The organism is Pandoraea sp. 64-18 (genome assembly GCF_001899225.1).
Taxonomy (GTDB): domain Bacteria; phylum Pseudomonadota; class Gammaproteobacteria; order Burkholderiales; family Burkholderiaceae; genus Pandoraea; species Pandoraea cepalis.
Map to the genome: position 1 here is coordinate 417,925 of NZ_MKVU01000012.1, position 20,654 is coordinate 438,578.

Annotated in this window: 18 protein-coding genes; 12 read left to right on the plus strand and 6 right to left on the minus strand. The window is 64.7% G+C overall.

Translation table 11 applies throughout. From position 1 onward, the window contains the following. Window positions 1-157 precede the first annotated feature (157 nt). Both BGP02_RS10455 and BGP02_RS10460 read left to right on the plus strand, forming a co-directional pair. Window positions 158-2,143 (plus strand): sensor histidine kinase, encoded by a 1,986-nt coding sequence (locus tag BGP02_RS10455; RefSeq protein WP_268567190.1) that lies wholly within the window; start codon window positions 158-160, stop codon window positions 2,141-2,143. After that, on the plus strand, window positions 2,140-3,495 hold the full coding sequence (locus BGP02_RS10460; RefSeq protein ID WP_017235611.1) for a sigma-54-dependent transcriptional regulator: 1,356 nt from the start codon (window positions 2,140-2,142) through the stop codon (window positions 3,493-3,495). The genes BGP02_RS10455 and BGP02_RS10460 overlap by 4 nt, the downstream gene beginning before the upstream one ends. Before the next feature lie 117 nt (window positions 3,496-3,612). On the opposite strand, the gene BGP02_RS10465 is transcribed toward BGP02_RS10460, so the two are convergent. Next, window positions 3,613-4,107 carry a TlpA disulfide reductase family protein gene (locus BGP02_RS10465; protein WP_017235612.1) on the minus strand — a complete coding sequence of 165 codons (495 nt, stop codon included), beginning with the start codon at window positions 4,105-4,107 and terminating at the stop codon, window positions 3,613-3,615. A 182-nt stretch (window positions 4,108-4,289) separates the two neighbouring features. Next, window positions 4,290-5,036: a thioredoxin domain-containing protein gene (locus tag BGP02_RS10470; RefSeq protein ID WP_286798450.1), complete on the minus strand. Its 747-nt coding sequence runs from the start codon at window positions 5,034-5,036 to the stop codon at window positions 4,290-4,292. 99 nt (window positions 5,037-5,135) lie between these two features. On the opposite strand from BGP02_RS10470, the gene BGP02_RS10475 reads away from it, so the two are divergent. After that, complete coding sequence (locus tag BGP02_RS10475) at window positions 5,136-5,675, plus strand: hypothetical protein (RefSeq protein ID WP_017235614.1); 540 nt, start codon at window positions 5,136-5,138, stop codon at window positions 5,673-5,675. Between the two features lie 22 nt (window positions 5,676-5,697). Here BGP02_RS10475 and BGP02_RS10480 read toward each other — a convergent pair whose 3' ends face one another. Both BGP02_RS10480 and BGP02_RS10485 read right to left on the minus strand, forming a co-directional pair. After that, complete coding sequence (locus tag BGP02_RS10480) at window positions 5,698-7,236, minus strand: YifB family Mg chelatase-like AAA ATPase (protein ID WP_286798452.1); 1,539 nt, start codon at window positions 7,234-7,236, stop codon at window positions 5,698-5,700. A 287-nt stretch (window positions 7,237-7,523) separates the two neighbouring features. Further along, window positions 7,524-7,772 (minus strand): accessory factor UbiK family protein, encoded by a 249-nt coding sequence (locus tag BGP02_RS10485; protein WP_286798453.1) that lies wholly within the window; start codon window positions 7,770-7,772, stop codon window positions 7,524-7,526. 393 nt (window positions 7,773-8,165) lie between these two features. On the opposite strand from BGP02_RS10485, the gene BGP02_RS10490 reads away from it, so the two are divergent. From BGP02_RS10490 to ptsP, 9 genes are all read left to right on the plus strand, one after another. After that, complete coding sequence (locus tag BGP02_RS10490; protein ID WP_017235618.1) at window positions 8,166-8,987, plus strand: TorF family putative porin; 822 nt, start codon at window positions 8,166-8,168, stop codon at window positions 8,985-8,987. 13 nt (window positions 8,988-9,000) lie between these two features. Beyond that, on the plus strand, window positions 9,001-9,339 hold the full coding sequence (locus BGP02_RS10495; protein WP_010804740.1) for a P-II family nitrogen regulator: 339 nt from the start codon (window positions 9,001-9,003) through the stop codon (window positions 9,337-9,339). An 86-nt stretch (window positions 9,340-9,425) separates the two neighbouring features. Then, window positions 9,426-10,895 carry an ammonium transporter gene (gene amt / locus BGP02_RS10500; RefSeq protein WP_246181717.1) on the plus strand — a complete coding sequence of 490 codons (1,470 nt, stop codon included), beginning with the start codon at window positions 9,426-9,428 and terminating at the stop codon, window positions 10,893-10,895. A 357-nt stretch (window positions 10,896-11,252) separates the two neighbouring features. Continuing rightward, window positions 11,253-12,542 carry a glutamate--cysteine ligase gene (gene gshA / locus BGP02_RS10505; RefSeq protein ID WP_017232716.1) on the plus strand — a complete coding sequence of 430 codons (1,290 nt, stop codon included), beginning with the start codon at window positions 11,253-11,255 and terminating at the stop codon, window positions 12,540-12,542. Between the two features lie 435 nt (window positions 12,543-12,977). Next, complete coding sequence (locus BGP02_RS10510) at window positions 12,978-14,270, plus strand: helix-turn-helix transcriptional regulator (protein ID WP_286798456.1); 1,293 nt, start codon at window positions 12,978-12,980, stop codon at window positions 14,268-14,270. Window positions 14,271-14,330: 60 nt separating this feature from the next. After that, window positions 14,331-15,269, plus strand: a complete 939-nt coding sequence (gene gshB / locus BGP02_RS10515) for a glutathione synthase (protein ID WP_017232714.1) — start codon at window positions 14,331-14,333, stop codon at window positions 15,267-15,269. Between the two features lie 169 nt (window positions 15,270-15,438). Beyond that, window positions 15,439-15,852 (plus strand): PTS sugar transporter subunit IIA, encoded by a 414-nt coding sequence (locus tag BGP02_RS10520; protein ID WP_017232713.1) that lies wholly within the window; start codon window positions 15,439-15,441, stop codon window positions 15,850-15,852. 3 nt (window positions 15,853-15,855) lie between these two features. After that, window positions 15,856-16,125: an HPr family phosphocarrier protein gene (locus BGP02_RS10525; protein WP_017232712.1), complete on the plus strand. Its 270-nt coding sequence runs from the start codon at window positions 15,856-15,858 to the stop codon at window positions 16,123-16,125. 144 nt (window positions 16,126-16,269) lie between these two features. Continuing rightward, window positions 16,270-18,006, plus strand: coding sequence for a phosphoenolpyruvate--protein phosphotransferase (ptsP, locus tag BGP02_RS10530; protein ID WP_017232711.1), 1,737 nt, complete (start codon window positions 16,270-16,272; stop codon window positions 18,004-18,006). A 154-nt stretch (window positions 18,007-18,160) separates the two neighbouring features. Here ptsP and BGP02_RS10535 read toward each other — a convergent pair whose 3' ends face one another. Beyond that, window positions 18,161-18,913 (minus strand): HesA/MoeB/ThiF family protein, encoded by a 753-nt coding sequence (locus BGP02_RS10535; protein ID WP_017232710.1) that lies wholly within the window; start codon window positions 18,911-18,913, stop codon window positions 18,161-18,163. 70 nt (window positions 18,914-18,983) lie between these two features. Continuing rightward, a complete protein-coding gene (locus BGP02_RS10540) occupies window positions 18,984-20,507 on the minus strand; it encodes a S41 family peptidase (RefSeq protein ID WP_017232709.1) in 1,524 nt (507 codons plus the stop codon). Window positions 20,508-20,654: the final 147 nt, after the last annotated feature.

Genomic DNA, 20,654 nt, shown 5'->3' on the forward strand with positions numbered 1-20,654 from the left:
GGCGCGGCACAGGCACAATAGCGCCTGAGCTTCGCCGCCCGGTGGTCCTTTGGTTTTTCCTGGTTTTGCGATGACGACAGGCGGCACGACCGCGCCGCCTGCCGCCATCGCCAGAACCGGCCGTCATCGACGTCGACAAGGCGTACGCTGCGACCCAATGGCCACTCAGCACGACAACCCGATTCGCCCACGCGAGCGCCAGGCACCGGCAGGTGCCTCCGCTTCACGTACGGACGTTTCGCCCCCCCGGCGCGACGAAGTCCCCATCGATTTCGAGAGGACCGTGCCGATGCGCCGTTGGTCGTGGATCGCCGTCATGCTGTTGGCGAGCGTTCTGTTCTGCTGGTTGACGTACGCCCTGAGCTGGCAGCGCGGCGTGACCGACCTGCGCGTGAACGCCGGCGCGCGGGTCGAGCGCTACGCGGGCAGTCTGCGCAGCACCGTCGATCGCTACGAATTCCTGCCGTACTTGCTTTCGCTGCATCCGGATGTGCGCGATCTGTTGCTTCATCCGAACGATCCCGCGGTCGTGCAGCGCGCCAACGATTATCTGTTCGACGTGAACCAGCGCGCCAAGGCGTCGGCCGCCTATGTGATCGACGCGAACGGGATCGCGCTGGCCGCGAGCAACTGGCGCGAGAAGGCCACGTTCGTGGGGCAGCAATATCGTTTTCGCCCGTACTTCATCGATGCGATCCGGGGCGCACTGGGCCGTTTCTATGGCGTGGGTACGACGTCGGGCGAGCCAGGGTACTTCGTCTCGCAGCCGATTGTGGTGGATGGCCAGATTCGCGGCGTCGTGGTCCTCAAGCTCAACCTGGAGTGGTTCCAGCGTGCAGGTGCCGACGCCTCCGAGCCCGTCGTCGTGGCCGACGATCACGGCGTGATATTCCTGTCGTCCGAGCCGCGCTGGCAGTATCGGGCGCTCGCACCGCTCACCCCCGCGGTGAAGGCGGCGCTCGACAGCTCGCGTCAGTACTACAACCAGCACATCACGCCGCTCGCCTGGAGCGAGGACGAGCGGCTCGACGCCGACGGCGAGGTCGTGACCGTGCGCGACGGACGCGGCGCCGGAAAGATGCGCCGCTTTCTTGCTGTGCAGCGCAGGCTGGGCGAGCCGAATTGGACGCTGATGTACTTCGCGCCGCTCGATCAGGTGATCGCCAACGCCCGGATCGCGGCGGTGGCGGCGGGCTGTCTCGCGGCGTTTACCTGCTTGCTGGGGGTGGCATGGAACCAGCGGCGTCAGCGCGTACGCGACATGCTCAAGAGCCGTGAGCTGTTGCAATCGGCGTACGCGGAACTGGGCGAGCGCGTGGCCGAGCGCACCGCCGATCTGCAGTCGGCCAATGAACGCTTGCAGACCGAGGTGCAGGAGCGCTCGCGCACCGAGCACGAACTGCGCGAGGCACAGAGCGAACTCGTGCAGGCGTCCAAACTCGTGGCGCTGGGGCAGATGGCCGCAGGTATCACGCACGAACTCAATCAGCCGCTCTCGGCGCTGCGCAGCTTTTCCGACAACACGCGCGTGTTGCTCGAACGTGCCGAGTACGGGGCGGCGCAAGAGAACCTGGAGGCCATCGCGTCGCTCACCGATCGCATGGGCAAGATCACCGGACAACTGCGGCTCTTCGCAGGCCGCGCACGCCGTGGCGACATGGAGGCGTCGGTGCGCCGCGCGCTCGACAATACGGTGACGCTGCTGCGCGGGCGTCTGGAGGACATCCCATTGACGACGACGTTTGCCGACGGATTAGACGACGTGTACGTCGCCTGCGAAGGACTGCGTCTCGAGCAGGTGCTGATCAATCTGGTGGGTAACGCTATCGACGCGGTAGGAAGCGTTTCCAGCCCGCAGGCACCGCCGTCGATCTGGATCGATGTGGAGGCCGACGACCTGTGGGTGCGCATTTACGTGCGCGACAACGGGCCGGGCATTTCTGAGGCACATATGCCGCGACTGTTCGAGCCGTTTTTCAGTACCAAGGAGGGGGGGCAGGGCATGGGGCTCGGACTCGCCATCTCGTCATCCATCGCCCAGGAGAACGGCGGCCAGTTGGTCGCACGCAACGTTCCTGGCGGTGGCGCAGAATTTCTCGTGACGCTGCGCCGCGTGCAACGCACCGGCGCGACAATCGCATGATGTACAAGAACCTTCAGATCTTATTTGTCGAAGACGACGAACTCGTGCGGCGTGCCACGCTGCAGAGCCTGCAACTCGCCGGACTCGACGCCTTCGGGCTTGCCTCGGCCGAAGCCGCGCGCGAACGCATCACGCCGGATTTCGCCGGCATCGTCGTGTCGGACATTCGCCTGATCGGCATGAGCGGACTTGAGCTGCTCTCGCATCTGCGTCAGCACGCGCCCGAGGTGCCCGTGATCCTCGTGACCGGTCACGGCGATATTTCGATGGCCGTTCAGGCGATTCGCGACGGTGCCTACGACTTCATCGAGAAGCCGTTTGCGCCGGACCGTCTGATCGAATCGGCCAAGCGTGCGTTGGAAACGCGCAAGCTCATGCTGGAGAACCAGGCGTTGCGGCGCGAACTGGCGGAACAGGGCGGCCGCGCCTCGCGCATCATCGGGCGCAGTCCGGCAATGGAGACGCTGCGCACGCTCATCGCCAACGTGGCGATGACCGATGCGCCGGTGCTCATCAACGGCGACACGGGGACGGGCAAGGAGCTGGTGGCGCGCAGTCTGCATGAACTGTCGCGCCGCCGCGATGCGCCGTTCGTCGCGCTGAACTGCGGCGCGTTGCCCGAGGCGATTTTCGAGAGCGAGATGTTCGGTCACGAGGTGGGCGCGTTTACCGGCGCGGCCAAACGTCGCATCGGAAAGCTTGAACATGCGTCGGGCGGCACGTTGTTTCTCGACGAGATCGAGAGCATGCCGCTTGCGTTGCAGGTCAAGCTGCTGCGCGTTTTGCAGGAAGGTGTGCTGGAACGGTTGGGCTCGAATCAGTCGGTGCGTGTCGACTGCCGCGTGGTCGCTGCTGCGAAGGGCGATATGGAAGCGCTGGTGCGCGAGGGCACATTCCGTCGCGATCTGTATTACCGGCTGAATGTGGTGACGCTGGCGTTGCCGCCGCTGCGCGAGCGTCGCGAGGATATCCTGCCGCTGTTCGAGCACTTCATGCTGGACGCCGCCGTGCGCTATGGACGTCCGGCGCCCGTGGTCTCGGATCGGATGCGTCAGGAGCTGATGCAGGCAGACTGGCCGGGCAACGTGCGCGAGCTTCGCAATGCGGCGGATCGTCTGGTGCTCGGTGTGGCGAGTGCGCCCGAGGGCGACTCGCTCGCGCCGCTGCCGCTCAAGGAGCAGGTGGACCGCTTCGAGCGCGCCGTGCTGCAAGAGGCGCTGGAGCACAGCAAGGGCAACGTGGCGGCGACGGCCGAGGCGCTGCACGTGCCCAAGGCGACGCTGTATGAAAAGCTCAAGCGTTACGGACTTCACACGCGCAGTCAGGGCGAGGGCGGCGACAGCGGGCGTTGAGGGGACTCGGTGATGCAGGACGCCGAATTCGGCGACAAAACAAAAGCGCCCCGAAGGGCGCTTGCGTTGAGGCGAGGGAGGCCAGGCGATTCGGTGACGTGGCCCGGAGCCGCGACGTCAAGCCTGCTTGCCCAGTGCCGTCTCGATGAGTTTGTCGAGTTCCGCATATTCCGGCTCGCCCACGTATTGCTTGAGCACCTTGCCATTGCGATCCACGACGAAGGTCGTCGGCGTGAGCTGGACGTTGCCGTACTGCTTGGCCACGCTGCCGTCGGAATCCATCGCCACCTTGAACGGCAGTTGACGCGACTGCGCATAGTTCACCACGTACATCGGCGGGTCGTAGCTCATGGCAACCGCCACGAATTCCAGCCCTCGGCCTTTGTACTTCTCGTACGTCTGCACCATCGACGGCATTTCCTTCATGCACGTTGTGCAGCTCGTCGCCCAGAAGTTGACGAGATAGACCTTGCCCTTGAGTTGCTCGGTGCCGAGCTTTTGTCCCGAGAGCAGCGTGAACGTCGCGTCGGGCGCGCGCTTCTGTCCAACAAACGTGAAATACCCAGCGATCGCCACGATTGCGACGATCGCAATGGCGAGGATCTTGCTCATGGGAGACTTGCGGGGGGGCGTAGCGCTCATGACACAGCCGTGTGGGCGGATTGTTCAATGGGTGACGACGATTCTACTCTGATTTCCAACCGGGTTTCTGCCGCCCCGATTCTGCCGCCCCGATTCTGCCGCCCCGATTCTGCTGCTTCGATTCCACGGCCCCGATTCCGCAGCCCCGATTCTCAGCGCGTTGCGGCGGCGCGGCCGGCGCGTAGCTGGGTGCGGCCCTGCGCGATGGCGTTGTCGAGATAGGCGCCATAGAAGTCGGGGAGTCCTGCGCCGATCAGCGGGTCGGCGACGGGGTGTCCGCTCGTATCGAGGAACAAAACCGTCGGCGACACCTTCACGCCGTGAGCGCGCGCCCAGGCAACGCCCGTCGTCGTCGAGCCGTCGAACTCGCGCACCGGCGCTGTGCTGTCCATGCCGATCTCGCGCACCTCGTATTTGCCGCCGCGCACGAGCGGCGCAAGTTCGCGCTGGCGGATCGGGCCACAATAGACGCAGTCGCGCAGCGATACCAGCACGATCAGCGGGGTGTCGAGCGAAGCGGCACGGTGGGCGTGAGCGGCGAAGTCCGTCGCCAGCGGCACGCTGGCCTGTGCTTGCACCGCACGCGCCCCGTCGTTCTGCGCGGGCGTTGCCGACCCGCCGCCGCCGTCACGCGGTGACGTGACGCCCGCGGTTTGCGCCGACGCGAAATTCCCCGCGGCAGGGCGCGGGCTACCATCTGATGCCGGCGCCGCGACAGCCGCGCCAATGGCGAAGCCCGTCGTCAGCACCGCCAGCCCCCGCATCAGGCGACCGGTCCTTTGCCGGGGCGCAGGGGCGTGGCACCCGGGCTTGAGCGCCAGTGCGGATGCAATCGCCCCGCGTGTGTCGCAGACGCCGGTAGGCAATGGGCGGGATGAGGCGGCCGTGGTGGGTTCCATGCCGCCGATGATACCGGGATCTGCAACGGCGCGTTTTTCGTGTCGCAACACATGGCGGATAATGGCAATCTCCTTCCCTTCAGGCTCATCCTCCTGTCTATGAATCGCGTTATCCGTGTCTACGTCATGCTTGCCGCGGCCATGGTGCTCGCCGCCTGTTCCCCTCGCTACGATTGGCGCGAGGTGCACGACAAAGACGGCGGGTATGCCGCAACCTATCCCGCCAAACCGACGCAGGACGCGCGCGAAGTGAAGTTCGCCTCCGGCCCACTGCCTATGCGCATGCAAGCTGCCCGCGTCGATGCGGCACTCTTCGCCGTGGGCGTGGTGACGCTGCCCAAGGACGACGCAACGCTACGTCAAGCAGTCCTCGCCGAGTTGCAGCATGGCTTGCTCGCGAACGTGAACGACGGGGCCGCCGCGCCGGTGCAGGTCATGGTGCGTCAGGCGGGCGACGCGCCTGCGATTCCCGGACTGGGCGTATCCGCGCAAGGCAAGGCCAGCGACAAGACGGAGCGTTACGTTGCCGCCCGTTTCGTCGGTCGCGGCAATCACGTTTATCAAGTGGTCGTGCTGGCGACGAAGGCTCCCGCGAAGGACCAGGTCGACCAATTTCTCGATTCGTTCACGCTGGAGTGATCGCCGCTGCGCCTCGCGCCCGTTACGATGACGGGGCTTCGCGGTATTGCACGGCCTCTGCGACGTGATGGGCATCGATATCGCCAATGCCTGCGAGATCGGCTACCGTGCGCGCCACGCGCAGCACGCGATGATAGGTGCGTGCCGACCAATGGTGTTGCGTCACTGCGCGGTGCAGAACGTCCTGCGCGTTCGGCTGCAGGGCGCATTGCGCCTCCAGCGCACGGCTCGACAGGCCGCAGTTCAATTGGCCCTGGCGAGATAGCTGGCGCTCCCGCGCCTGCCTGACGCGTGTCGCCACGACTTCGCTGCGCTCGCCGCTGGCCGGCGCGGCGAATGTCTCGGCGCTCAGCGCCGGCACTTCGACGTGCAGGTCGATGCGATCGAGCAGCGGGCCCGAGAGACGATTGCGATATCGCGCCACGGCCTCGCTCGTACAGCGGCAATTGCGCGACGGATGTCCCAGGTCGCCGCACGGGCACGGGTTCATCGCGGCCACGAGTTGAAACGCGGCGGGGAACGTGGCGTGTCCGCCCGCGCGGGAGATCGTGACATGGCCCAACTCCAGCGGTTCGCGCAGGACTTCGAGCACGCGGCGCTGAAATTCAGGGAGTTCGTCGAGAAAGAGCACCCCGCGATGGGCCAGACTGATTTCACCGGGCCGCGGCGCGCTACCTCCGCCCACCAGCGCCGCGGCCGACGCCGTATGATGCGGCGCGCGAAACGGTCGCCGGCCCCAGTGGCGCATATCGAATCCCTGTGCGCTCAGGCTGGCCAGCGTGGCGGCCTCCACGGCCTGCGCCTTGCTCAGCGCCGGGAGCAGTCCCGCGAGCCGCGTCGCCAGCATCGACTTGCCGGTACCCGGTGGGCCGTAGAACAAGATGTGATGTCCGCCTGCCGCCGCAACTTCCAGGGCGCGCTTGGCGTGCTCTTGTCCCTTGATATCGCCCAGGTCGGGGAGGTCGCTTGCTTGCGCGACGCCGCTGTCGGCCGACGCCGCCAGCGCCAGTGGGACAACGGCGCGCGGCAGCGGCGTCGCCACGTCGGGCTCGGCGAGATGCGCGCAGACATCGAGCAAGGTGCGCGCGCCATAGACCGTGGCGCCCTCCACCAATGCGGCTTCCTGCGCGCTTGCCGCGGGCAGCACGAGCGCACGCGCCGACGGTTCGGCCAGCATGGCGCTCGCCATCGCCAATGCCCCGCGAACCGGACGCAACTCGCCGGTGAGCGACAACTCTCCCGCAAACTCGTGCGAGCGCAATCCGGTGTCGGGGAGCTGACCGCTGGCCGCGAGGATGCCAAGCGCAATCGGCAGATCGAAGCAGCCAGACGCTTTGGGTAAATCGGCCGGCGCCAGATTGACCGTGATGCGCCGGGCGGGAAATTCGAACCGGCTGTTCTGCAACGCCGAGCGCACGCGCTCCCGGCTTTCCTTGACCTCGGTATCGGGCAGGCCGACCAGCGACAGGCCGGGCAGCCCGTTCGCCAAGTGCACTTCGACGGTGACCGCGCGGGCCGCCATCCCCGTGATCGCACGGCTGCTGACAACTGCCACTGACATCTCTCCTCCTTCGAACTATTGCGACGCATCACATCGATGTCGATAGTCGTCGCAGAACGCCGCGGCGCACAATGTTCAATCGGAGGAAATCGGGGGCGTGGAGGGTGTTTTCGGAGCGACGGCACCGACGGTTCGGCAAGGTCCGCTACGATTTAGGAGGATTCTGATCTCAGACTGAGAATCGGGAAGTGACGACACGCGGCAGTTGGGTGCGCCGCAGCGGGGCATGGCGTTGGCCTTCGGCCGCCGACGATGACAAAGGGCGCCCACGCGCCCCTTGTGTTTCGTCAGTCTTGCGCTTCGTTGCGCAGGCATTCGAGTTCGGCCACGCGCTTTTCGAGCGCCTCGAGTTTTTCGCGCGTGCGCGCGAGCACCTGCGCCTGCACGTCGAATTCCTCGCGGGTCACCAGATCGAGCCGGTTAAAGCCCTGGTTGAGCAGGCTTTTGACGTTGCGCTCGATATCCTTGGCGGGGGATTGCTTGAGCAACTCACTCACCTTGGCTTGCATGTCTTGCAGGATCTCGTTCGGTTTCATAAGCCTTCCTCTCTTCGATTCTTCGCACCAACGTGGTGCTTGCACCGTCAGTGTGCTTCGGCGCGCCGGTCTGACCGGTGCAAGGTGGTGCATCAGGGCGGCCGCCAACGTTGGCGCAACTCTAACACCGTTTCCTGCACCCAGCCAGCGCACACAACGGCGCAACCGTTACCCGGCAAGGATTTGATCTCGTTCGACACGCTGGGTTGTCGCCGGTGCCGGCACCGGCGCGCCACTTTGTCCCCGCAATTTTGCCAATTTTTTATCCCGGAATTTGTATCTTGCGCATCGCAGCGCATGGGGATGCGAGACCTGGCACGAGAGTTGCTGTACTCAGGTCAGAAACTGCCGCACGCTGCACCAAAACGTTAGATAACAACTCAGGGGAAAGTGATGAAGAAAGTGTCAACTGCGATGGCTGGCGTTGTGTTCTCCAGTGCGATGGCGATGTCTGCCGGCGCTTTTGCGCAGACGAGCGCCGATGGCGCGGCGCCCGCCACAGCGGCGAGTGCCGCGGCCGAACCGCTGACCGTGACCGCCAACATCGGTCTGTTCTCCGACTACCGCTTCCGCGGGATCTCGCAAACGGGCAAGCGCCCGGCGGTGCAGGGCGGTTTCGATATCGCACACGAATCCGGACTGTATGCGGGCGTATGGGCGTCGAACATCAGCTGGATTTCGGATGGCAATTCGGCGGTGAGCGCGCCGATCGAAATGGATTTCTACGGCGGCTGGAAGAAGGAAATCATCCCGGACTGGACCATCGATGTCGGGGGCCTGCAGTACTACTACCCGGGCACCTATCCGTCCGGGGCCTTCTTCCCGCGTCCGCATACGTTCGAACTGTATGCCGCCCTGGGCTGGAAAACCGTAACGCTGAAGTACTCGCACTCCATGACCCGTTTGTTCGGCCTCGTGAGTCCGGACGGCCAGGATACGTCGAACAGCGGCTACCTCGACCTCACGGCAACCTATGACATCGGCGTCTGGGGCCTCTCCGCGGTGGGTCACGTGGGGCATCAGTGGGTGCACAACTTCAGCGCGGCTGGCTACACCGACTGGAAGATCGGCCTGTCGAAAGACCTGGGCAAGAACTTCTCCGTGTCGGTCGCCTACGTCGATACGAACGCCAACGAGAAGTACTACACCGCCGCGAATTCCGGCAAGGTACTCTCCAAGGCGACGGTCGTCGTGGGGTTGTCGAAGACATTCTAAGGAGCGACTCAATATGAAGCTGATAACCGCAATTGTGAAACCCTTCAAGCTCGACGAGGTGCGCGAAGCCCTCTCGAACATTGGCGTGGCGGGGATTACGGTGACCGAAGTCAAGGGCTTCGGCCGCCAGAAGGGCCATACGGAACTGTATCGGGGTGCAGAATATGTCGTCGACTTTCTGCCGAAGGTGAAGATCGAGGCGGTCATCGGCGACGCCCTGCTCGATCAGGCGATCGACGCCATCGAGCAGGCGGCCCGCACCGGCAAGATCGGCGACGGCAAGATTTTCGTGTCCAACGTCGAACACGTCGTCCGAATCCGTACGGGAGAGACCGGCGAAGACGCGCTGTGAAGGTCCTACAAAAGAGACAACAAATCATGAAAAAACTGCTTGCCAAACTGTTGCTCGTCGCCGCCTTCGCAGGCGTCGCGGGCACGATGGGCCTCGGCTCGACCGCCGCGCTCGCGCAGGACGCTTCGGCGCCTGCCGCCGCGTCGGAGACGGCGTCACCCGCAGCGACGGCTGCGACGCCGGCGGCTGCGCCTGCACCGTCGGCTCAGGCCGCTGCGCCGGCACCCGCCGCCGCAACGCCCGTGCCACCGAACAAAGGCGATACGGCCTGGCTGCTGACCTGTACCGCGCTGGTGATTTTGATGACGCTGCCCGGCCTGGGCCTGTTCTACGGCGGTCTCGTCCGCTCGAAGAACATGCTCTCGGTGCTGATGCAGTGCTTCATCATCTTCTCGCTCGTGGTCGTGCTGTGGTCGATCTACGGCTACAGTATCGCGTTCACCGAGGGCGGGGCGTTCTTCGGGGGCTTTGATCGTCTGTTCCTGAAGGGCATGACGCCGGACTCGATCGCCGCGACCTTCAGCAAGGGCGTGAATGTGCCGGAATACGCGTACATGGCGTTCCAGGCCGCGTTCGCCGCCATTACCTGTGCGCTGATCGTCGGGGCGTTTGCCGAACGTACCAAGTTCTCGGCCGTGCTGCTCTTCACCGTGATCTGGTTCACGTTCTCGTACCTGCCGATCGCCCATATGGTGTGGTTCTGGTCGGGTCCGGACGCTTACACTGACCCTGCCGCCGCCGACGCCGCCACGGCACATGCCGGCTGGCTCTTCCAGAAGGGCGCGCTCGATTACGCAGGCGGTACGGTGGTGCACATCAATGCCGCTATCGCCGGTCTGGTCGGCTCGTACATGGTCGGCAAGCGTGTTGGCTTCGGGAAGGAAGCGTTCAAGCCGCATTCGCTCACGATGACGATGATCGGTGCCTCGCTGCTCTGGTTCGGCTGGTTCGGCTTCAACGCCGGCTCGGGGCTGGAGGCCAACGGCGGTGCCGCGCTCGCCTTCGTGAACACGCTGCTCGCCACCGCGGCTGCAACGCTGTCATGGACGGCGGGTGAGTGGATCGGCAAGGGCAAGCCGTCAATGCTCGGTGGTGCCTCGGGGGCTGTCGCAGGTCTGGTGGCGGTGACGCCGGCCGCCGGCTTCGTCGGCCCGATGGGCTCGATCGTGCTCGGCCTGCTTGCCGGTCTGATCTGCCTGTGGGGGGTGAATGGCCTGAAGCGCCTGCTCAAGGCCGACGACGCGCTCGACGTGTTCGGCGTGCATGGCGTGGGCGGTATGCTCGGCGCGATTCTGACGGGCGTGTTCGCGGCCCCGTCGCTTGGCGGCACGGGCATCTACGACTACGTGGCCAACAAGGTGGCGCCGGACTACTCGATCGCCGGTCAAGTCTGGATCCAGCTGCAGGCCGTGCTCACCACGGTCGTCTGGTCGGGCGTGGTCGCCTTCATCGCCTTCAAGATCGCCGACATCGTGCTGGGTCTGCGGGTGCCGGAAGACGAAGAGCGCGAGGGGCTGGACATCACCTCGCACGGCGAATCCGCTTATCACAACTGATGACGCAGACGTCGGTGGGGGGCGTTTGCCCCACCGCTCGACGCTGTGACATCGCATGGTTTAGGCCCGGCTCCGGCCAGGCGTGACTTCCAACAAGCGCCCGCGAATCGGCAACGATGCGCTGCCAACCTCGGCCCAGGGCGAGCAAGAGAGGTTGCCGGTGGCTGGTCGGACAGCCGCCCCCGGCATTGGACGGGTACCCGGCGGGTACCCGTTTTTTTCGCTTGCGATTCCCCGCTTCGTCCCCATCTTCTCTCACCGCGGCGTGCGCACTCTACGTCCTCCGATCCCGCCCAAGGGTGGGGGGCGCCGAGCGTATGCTCTACAATCGATATTCCATCTGGATATGAGAGAAGCATGGTTCCGCATCTCGTCACGGCTCTGAAAGGCCCTTTGCTCGACCTGGAAAAAAAGATCCTCGATGCGACGCCCGCCATCGAGCGCTGGTTCCGGCTCGAGTGGCAGGAACATACGCCGCCGTTCTATTGTTCGGTCGACCTGCGTAATGCCGGCTTCAAGCTTGCTCCGGTCGACACCAATCTCTTCCCCGGCGGTTTCAACAATCTGGCGCCGGAGGTGCTGCCGCTTGCGGTGCAGGCGGCGATGGCCGCCATCGAGAAGATCTGCCCCGACGCCAAGAACCTGCTGCTCATTCCCGAACGGCATACGCGCAATACCTTCTACCTGCAGAATCTTGCGCGGCTGTCGACGATCATGCGTCACGCAGGGCTCCATGTGCGTCTGGGCAGTCTCTCGGACGACATCACCGAGCCGACCACCATCGAGTTGCCCGACGGTCAGCACGTTGTGATCGAGCCGCTCGAGCGTACACCGCGCCGGCTGGGCCTCAAGAATTTCGATCCGTGTTCGATCCTGCTCAATAACGACCTGTCCGCCGGCATTCCGCCGATTCTCGAAGGTCTGCACGAACAGTACCTCCTGCCGCCGCTGCATGCGGGGTGGGCGGTGCGCCGCAAGAGCCAGCATTTCTCGGCATATGACGACATCGTCAAGAAGTTCGCCAAGATGATCGACGTCGATCCCTGGATGCTCAACCCGTACTTCGCCAAGTGCGAGGGCATCGATTTCGACGAGCGCGTGGGCGAAGAAAAGCTCGCCGATACGGTCGACGCCGTGCTCAAGAAGATCAACAAGAAGTATCGCGAGTACGGCATCAGCGAGAAGCCGTTCGTCGTGATCAAGGCCGATGCCGGTACTTACGGCATGGGCGTGATGATGGTGCACGACGCCGCCGAGATCAAAAACCTGAACCGGCGCGAGCGCACCAAGATGAGTGTGGTCAAGGAAGGCCTCGAAGTGCACGACGTGATCGTGCAGGAAGGGGTCTACACGTTCGAGCGCATCAACGAAGCCGTGGCCGAACCGGTCGTCTACATGATCGATCGGTACGTGGTCGGCGGTTTCTACCGGGTGCACACCGGACGCGGGACCGACGAGAACCTCAACGCGCCGGGCATGCACTTCGTGCCGCTCGCCTTCGAGCATACGGCACTGCCCGATGTCCACGCCAAGCCGGGGGCGGCACCGCCCAACCGGTTCTATATGTACGGTGTGGTGGCGCGTCTGGCGCTGCTCGCGGCGTCGGTCGAACTTGAGCGCACCGATCCGGATCCGGAAACGTATTGACGCGGCACGATCGGCGCGGCGACCAGTGGCATCCGTTCACGCCTTTTCGGTCACGCGTTGGTTTGAGATGTTTCCGAATTTGAGGTGAGGCCCTGCCTGTGCGGCGGCGGCCTTGAACGCTTCAAATTCCGTGGGGCGAAAAGAAAAAGACGCCCGGCTGGCCCCCCGACTAGCCGGGCGTCACATTTACCGGTCGCCTCATGCAACGACCGGAAATCGGGGCTTCCCTGGGCGGTTCCCCCCGCAAACTGGTTTCCTGCGCTCCCCCTTCGACGGTTGGATCGGTGTACTGTGCCGATCCGCCGTCTCGTTCGCCTCAGCATTGAAGCGATGATGCGACCGTTTGATGTGCACCACATCCCCCGAACGGGGGATGCGCGTCCGTCGCGATGCGGAATAGGAAATTTCCTCGGAATGGGGGTGTCTGGGAGGCACATGGAAATGCACGGGGATTTGCGCACGGGCCTTCGTCAAATCCATCAACTGCCGGTACCGACGCTGGGCTATCTGCCGCTGTGGCTGGAGACGCTGCGCCGACGTCTGGCAGCGGATGGCGTCGCCGCGCTCTGGTGTCATGCGTCGGACGACCCGGCCGCGACGGCCGAGGCCACCTGCTGGTACGCACCGCAGGCACCGCTGTCGGCCTGCGAGCGGTTTGCCGCCAGCGATTGGGCGATGCCGCCGGTGGCGGAGTTACAGCGCTCGCTCGCGCACGGCGAGCTGTTATGCGGTCATGCGCGGCGCTCGCGGGGCGGTCTGGCCGCGGCGCCCTGGTCGTTGCGTCGTCCGCCGGAACTGGCGGGATGCCTCGCCGACGGGGACTTGCTCGACGTTTGTCTGTTGCCGGCGCCCCGGGCGTGCGACGAGGAAGCGGCGCGCAGCGACGGCGCCGATCTGTTGCCCATCGCACCCCCCGGCGTGTTGCGATTGTTTGTTTCGCGCCGCAGGTCGCAGCCGCGTTTCACTGCGCGCGAAGTGATGGCGTTCGAGACAGCCGCCGCCGAATTCGCCACGCCACCCAAGCGCCCCGGTTTTCCGCCGATGACCGCGATGACATCGCCTGCGCAGTCCCTTCGGCCCGAGCCGTCGGGCGCGATTGGCGATGACGTGGCGGGTACGATTGTCTGGCATCGGCGTCAGCCGGAGTGGGCCGACCCCGCGGCGCTGACGCTCATGCGACGGGTCTGGCAACGCATGCCGGGGCGGGCTTGGCCCGACGCGTGCGTCGTGGTGCAGGCGTGTCAGACGCTGGTCGACGAACTCAGACTCCACCCATCGGATGCCTCGTCGCCGGGCGTGCCGGTCTGCACGGCGGTCGAGGTGCCGGGCGGCACGCTGCATCTGCACGCCACGCACTTGTGCGGGATGGGGGGGCGAGCGACCGAGCGCGTGCGCATTGCCCTGCACCTAGCCGTGCCGCCCGCCATCCGGCTGCTGCTGCGGCTCTGGGAGACGGGACTGACCCCGGTGCAGCGCGAGATCGCGATGCGGTTGCTGGCTGGGCAGTCGCGCGCCCAGACGCGCGAGGCTTGCGCGATTGGCGTGCAAACGCTCAAGACGCATTTGTCGCTCATGCGCGCCCGTCTGGACCCCGTGCGCGACGCATCGCTGCTGCTCGGGCTGGGCGGGACGGCGGCGCTCGGAAGCGGCGCACGTGCGCTGGGGGGGCGCGGCGCGCCGCTCGTCGAGGCGATGCACAGCGGCAAAATGGCGCCTCGGCTAGAATAGACGCCTGTCGCCGCTGCCCGCGGTGTGTGCATCCGAACCCCCAAAGACTCCCGCCGATCGATGCAGATTCTCTTTATCGCCGACCCGCTCGACCAGTTCAAGATCTACAAGGACACCACGTTCTCGATGATGCGCGAGGCCGCGCGTCGAGGGCACCGCATTTTTGCGTGCGAGACGCACGAGATGGCATGGCAAAACGCGGCGGTCGATGCGCGCGTCAGGGAAATTCGCCTGACGGGCGATGCGATAGCCTGGTACGACGTGGTGCAAACGCGGGTGAGCGCGCTCACCGAGTTCGACGCCGTGCTCATGCGCAAGGACCCGCCGTTCGACATGGAGTACATCAACGCCACGTGGCTGCTGGAAGTCGCCGAGCGCGCCGGTGCCCGGGTGTTCAACAAGCCGAGTTCGATTCGTGATCACTCCGAAAAGATGGCGATCGCCGAGTTTCCGCAGTTCGTGACGCCGACCTTGGTCACGCGCGACGCGAACCGCCTGCGCGCCTTTCACGACGAACATGGCGACGTGATCTACAAGCCGCTCGACGGCATGGGCGGCACGGGGGTGTTCCGCATCGGGCCGGATGGCCGCAACCTTGGGTCGGTCATCGAAATGCTCGGTGAATACGGGGCCAGCTCGGTGATGGCGCAGCGCTTCATTCCCGAGATCGTGCTGGGCGACAAGCGGATTCTCGTCATCGGCGGCCAGGTCGTGCCGCACTCGCTGGCGCGCATCCCGCAGGGCAATGAAGTGCGTGGCAACCTTGCTGCCGGCGGCGTGGGCGAGGCGCGCGACCTGACGGCGCGCGATCGTCAGATTGCCGAAACACTGGCGCCGATCCTCTGGCAACGTGGTCTGCTGCTCGTAGGGCTCGACGTCATCGGTGATTGCCTCACGGAAGTGAACGTCACGAGTCCGACGTGCTTCCAGGAAATTACGGAGCAAACCGGCTTCGACGTGCCGAAGATGTTCATCGACGCGCTGGAACGGGCGGTGTAAGGCAAATCCGGGGCCGGTCGGGCGACGAGTCGTTTCAGACAGCCCCTAACTTGATGAAAATTCGGGTTTTTTGCGCGCCTGCTAAAATAACAGTCCCAAAAACGACAGGTTCGCGTTCGCCGTTGTGTTTGTCTTCCAAACACGCGCGGCGCTTGGCGTACCTAGCATCATGGCTGGAATTCTGATTATTGCTCACGCACCGCTCGCCTCGGCACTTCGCGAGTGTGTTTCGCATATCTACGGCGGTTGTCCGGCGCACATCGGCGCGATCGACGTTGTGCCCGACCAGGACACGGCGGCACTCGTCGTCACGGCGCGTGAACGCCTCGCGCAGTTGCACGAAGACAACGGCGTGCTGGTCCTCACCGATCTGTTCGGGGCCACGCCGTCGAATGTTGCTGCGCAACTCGTCGATCCAAAGGTGCGTGTGCTCTCGGGGGTGAACCTGTCGATGCTCATCAAGGCGGTGTGCTATCGCTCGGTGCCGCTCGACACGCTGGTGGAGAAGGTGCTTTCGGGCGGATCTAAAGGTATTCTGGAAGTCGGCGCGGGTGCGCCGGCCACACACACTACGTCACACTGAAACATGCTTCGACAAGAAACGACGATCGTAAATAAATTGGGCTTGCATGCCCGGGCATCGGCAAAGCTGACGCAATTGGCGGCGAAATTTCAGAGTGAGGTCTGGCTGACCCGGAATGGTCGGCGCATCAACGCGAAGAGCATCATGGGCGTCATGATGCTGGCTGCCGGGATTGGCGCGACGGTCGAAGTGGAGACCGAAGGCGCTGACGAGCAACAAGCCATGGATGAAATCCTGGCGCTCATCGCGAGCAAGTTCGGCGAAGGGGAGTAACACGCCGTTGCGGTGAGTCGCGGTGCGCCGCGAGCGTCGATCGCGCCTGTGCCCAATGGCGACTCACCGTGCCGAGCGCCGCCCGTACGCGGCAAAATACACGGACTTCGGTCGAATCATCCGCCTCTGAACCGGGAGACTTCCTTGTCTTTCACCCTGCACGGCATTCCCGTTTCCCGCGGCATCGCAATCGGACGCGCCTACTTGCTCGCGCCCGCCACGCTCGATGTCCCGCACTATCTGCTTGACGCCACCCAGGTCGATGAAGAAATCGCGCGCTTTCACGGCGCGCAGGCGACTGTCCAGCACGAACTCGATACCCTCAAGGTTGAACTGCCCCACGATGCGCCGGGCGAGATGGGCGCATTCCTGGACGTTCACTCGCTGATCCTCAACGACACGTTGCTCGCCGACGCCGTCATCAAGCTGATTCGCGAGCGCCGCTACAACGCGGAATGGGCGCTGACCACACAGCTCGAGGTGCTCGTCGCCCGTTTCGAGGAGATCGACGATGAGTATCTGCGAGAGCGCCGCGCCGACATCGAACAGGTGACCGAGCGCGTACTCAAGGCGCTCGCCGGTGCGCCCGGCATTCGCCATGTGGTGGCTGAGACGCCACGCGACGATATGATCGTGGTGGCCCGCGACATCGCGCCGGCCGACATGCTTCAGTTCAAGTCGCAGACGTTCAAAGGCTTCGTCACGGATCTTGGCGGCAAGACGTCGCATACGGCCATCGTCGCGCGCAGCCTGGGCATTCCGGCGGCGGTCGGTGTCGCGCAGGCCAGCCTGCTCATCAAGCAGGACGACATCATCATCATCGACGGCGATCACGGTATCGTCATCGTCGACCCGGCGCCGATCGTGCTCGAGGAGTACAGCTACCGCCAAAGCGAGCGTGCGCTCGAGGAGCGCCGTCTGCAGCGTCTGAAGCATTCGCCCGCGCAGACGATCGACGGTACCCACATCGAGTTGCTGGCCAACATCGAATTGCCGGAGGACGCTGCGACAGCGGTCGCCGCCGGCGCGGTGGGCGTGGGGCTGTTTCGCACGGAATTCCTCTTCATGAACGAAAAGGAGGCGCCGGCGGAAGAGGCGCAATTCGAGGCGTACAAGCGCGCCGTCGAATCGATGCGAGGTCTGCCGCTGACGATCCGGACCATCGACGTTGGCGCCGACAAGCCACTCGACAGTCATGAGTCGTACGAGACGGCGCCGAACCCCGCTCTGGGGCTGCGGGCCATTCGCTGGAGCCTCTCCGAGCCGCGCATGTTCCTCACGCAGTTGCGCGCCATTTTGCGCGCGTCGGCTTTCGGCAAGGTGCAGGTTTTGTTCCCGATGCTCGCGCATGCGCAGGAAATCGACCAGACACTCGAACTCGTTCGCGAAGCGAAGGCGCAGCTCGACGCGGCGGGCCTGCTCTACGACCCGGGCGTGAAGCTGGGCGCAATGATCGAAGTGCCGGCGGCGGCGCTCACGGTGTCGATGTTCCTGAAGCGGCTCGACTTCCTGTCCATTGGCACGAACGACCTGATTCAATACACGCTTGCGATCGATCGCGCGGACAACGCCGTCGCCCATCTGTACGACCCGCTGCATCCGGCGGTGCTGCGACTGATCGCCATGACCATTCGCGAAGCGCATGCGTTCGGCGTGCCGGTGGCAGTGTGCGGGGAGATGGCGGGCGATCCGACGGCGACCCGTCTGCTGCTCGGCATGGGCCTGCGCGAGTTTTCAATGCATCCGAGCCAACTGCTGCAGGTCAAGCAGGAAATCCTGCGGGCGCATCTGCCGGATCTGGAACGGCCGGTCCAGGAGCTGCTCGCCGCCACTGAACCCGAGGAGATGCAGGCGGCGCTGGCGCGCCTGGCGGCGGCCTGACGGGCAGGCCGGGGCGTCGCGCATCCCCCACAAGTACGAAAAAGCGGGCGTCCTGTCACAGGGGGCCCGTTTTTTTCGCCCGCGCTCAGCGGGCATTGAGCGCGATTTGAGGGTTCGTGCGACGCCCGGTCAACGTCGGCCGGACCCTATGCCTTCAGTGGCGCTGGCCGCAGACCTTGCACTCCGGATTGCGGGCGCAGTGCATGGTGTGCCAGCTCATTCTGAGGGCGTCGAGCATCTGTAGGCGCCCAACGAGCGGCTTCCCGATGCCCGTGATGAGCTTGATCGCTTCGGCCGCCTGCATGCTGCCGATAATGCCTACGAGCGGGGCGAGAACCCCCATCGTGGCGCAGGCCTGCTCGGGGAAAGGTTCGTCGGCGGGAAAGATGCATTCGTAGCACGGCGACGCGTCGTCGCGCACGTCGAATACGCTGATCTGCCCGTCGAAGCGCAGGGCCGCGCCGGACACGAGCGGCACCCTCGCCGTGACACAAGCCCGATTGACGGCGTGACGCGTGGTGAAGTTGTCCGACCCATCGAGCACCACGGTGGCGCCGCGGGCGAGCGCTGTGAGCTGCGCTTCGTCCACCCGTGCGGTGACGACGTCGACGACCACGCCGGGGTTGATCTGCGCAATGCGGTCGCGTCCGGAGACCACCTTGGGCCGACCGACGCTGTCGGTGTCGTGAAGAATCTGGCGTTGCAGGTTGGTGAGATCGACGTCGTCGTCGTCGATCAGCGTGATGCGTCCGATGCCGGAGGCCGCGAGGTAAAGCGCGGCGGGCGAGCCGAGACCGCCTGCGCCCACGATCACGGCGTGGGCCGCGAGCAGACGCTCCTGACCCTCGATACCGAGTTCGTCGAGCAGGATGTGGCGGGAGTAACGCAGCAACTGGTCGTCGTTCATCGCAAAACGGAAAAGAATAAAAAAACCGTGCCGGCTTTCGCGGGCACGGTTTGTAGTGTAAAGCCGATGCTTACTTCTTGTCCGACGGTTTGGCCGGCGTCGCGGCGGGGCTGGCAGCCTTGGACGCGTCCTTCGGCATCGGGCCGGCGTTGGCTTCCAGACGGGACTTCGTGCGTTGGACCGGCTCGCCCTTGAGCTGATGAACGGCCTGCTGGAGCATGAAGTCGTCGGCGCTGCCCAGATCCGGCAGGCGCGCGTCTCGCTCCTTCTTGCGCTCTTCCGGCGTCTTCTTGGCGTTTTCTTCCTCGAGGCGGCGCAATTCTTCCAGGCGACGGGCTTCGCGGGCGTCGATGGCCTTCTGCTCGTCGGGCTTCTGCGTGTTGTGCAGATGGTTCTGGTAGTCGATTTCACGCGTAACCAGCACGTCTTCCGGATCGCCCTTCGGATTCTGGTCGACCGGCACGTCCGGCGTGATGCCGATGGATTGGATCGAGCGGCCGCTCGGCGTGTAGTAGTAGGCCGTGGTCAGACGCAGCGCTGTGTCCGGCGACAGTTGACGCACGGTCTGCACGGAGCCCTTGCCGAAGGTCGTCTTGCCCATGATCAGCGCGCGCTTCGAATCCTGCAGCGCACCGGACACGATCTCCGAGGCCGAGGCCGAGTAGGCATTCACCAGCACGACCATCGGCACCGTCTTCCAGAAGGCGGCTTCGCCCTTGAGCGGATCGTCCGGGCTCGCCGACAGGCGGTAGTTGTCGAAGGTGGCCGTGTACTTCTGCTTGGCGTCTTCGATCTGGCCGTTGGTCGTCACGACCGTGGCGCCTTCCTTCATGAAGGCTGCCGACACGCCGACGGCCGACTGCAGAATGCCGCCACCGTTGTTGCGCAGGTCGAGCACGAGACCCTTGATCGGTTGATCCTTGGCCAGCTCCTGCAGCTTCTTGGCCAGATCCGGCACCGTGCGTTCCTGGAAGCTCGTGATGCGCACGTAAGCGATGCCCGGCTCGAGCATCTTGCCCTTGATGCTCTGGACGCGAATTTCCGCACGCACGATGGACACCGGGAACGTGCGCTCGTCCGACTTGCGGTAGATGGTCAGCGTGACCTTGCTGCCGGGTGCGCCACGCATGCGCTTGACCGCCTGATCGAGGGTCATGCCGCGCACGGGTTTGTCATCGATGCGGGTGATGAGGTCGCCGGGCTTCAGGCCCGCCTTGAAGGCCGGGCTGTCCTCGATCGGCGAGATGACCTTCACGAGGCCGTCTTCCTGAGAGATCTCGATGCCAAGACCGGCGAAGCGGCCACGCGTCTGTTCCTGCAACTCCTTGTATTCGTCCTTGTCGAGATAGGACGAATGCGGATCGAGGCTGGATACCATGCCCTTGATGGCTGCGGTCAGCAGCTTCTTGTCGTCGACCGGCTGCACGTACTCGCGCTTGATTTGACCGAACACTTCGGCCAGCAGCCGGAGCTGTTCGAGCGGCAACGGCGTGGTAGCGGTTTGTGCGGAAGCCTGCGAGAACGCGAGGGTGGCAGCCGCACCGGTTGCGAGGCCCAGCACGATCAGGCCGATGTGTTTGAGGGTTTGGCGCATATAGGCGTGGAAATTCCGGATTTTTCGGGGCGCCCGCCAAGGGGCGCGCGCACTTTGGCGAAGTATAACCGTTTGCCCGCAGGGCGGGCATTGCCCATTCGACAGGGAGTTTTCCTGAGTGGTTCTACGAAAAGTTCCGGTTGCGGC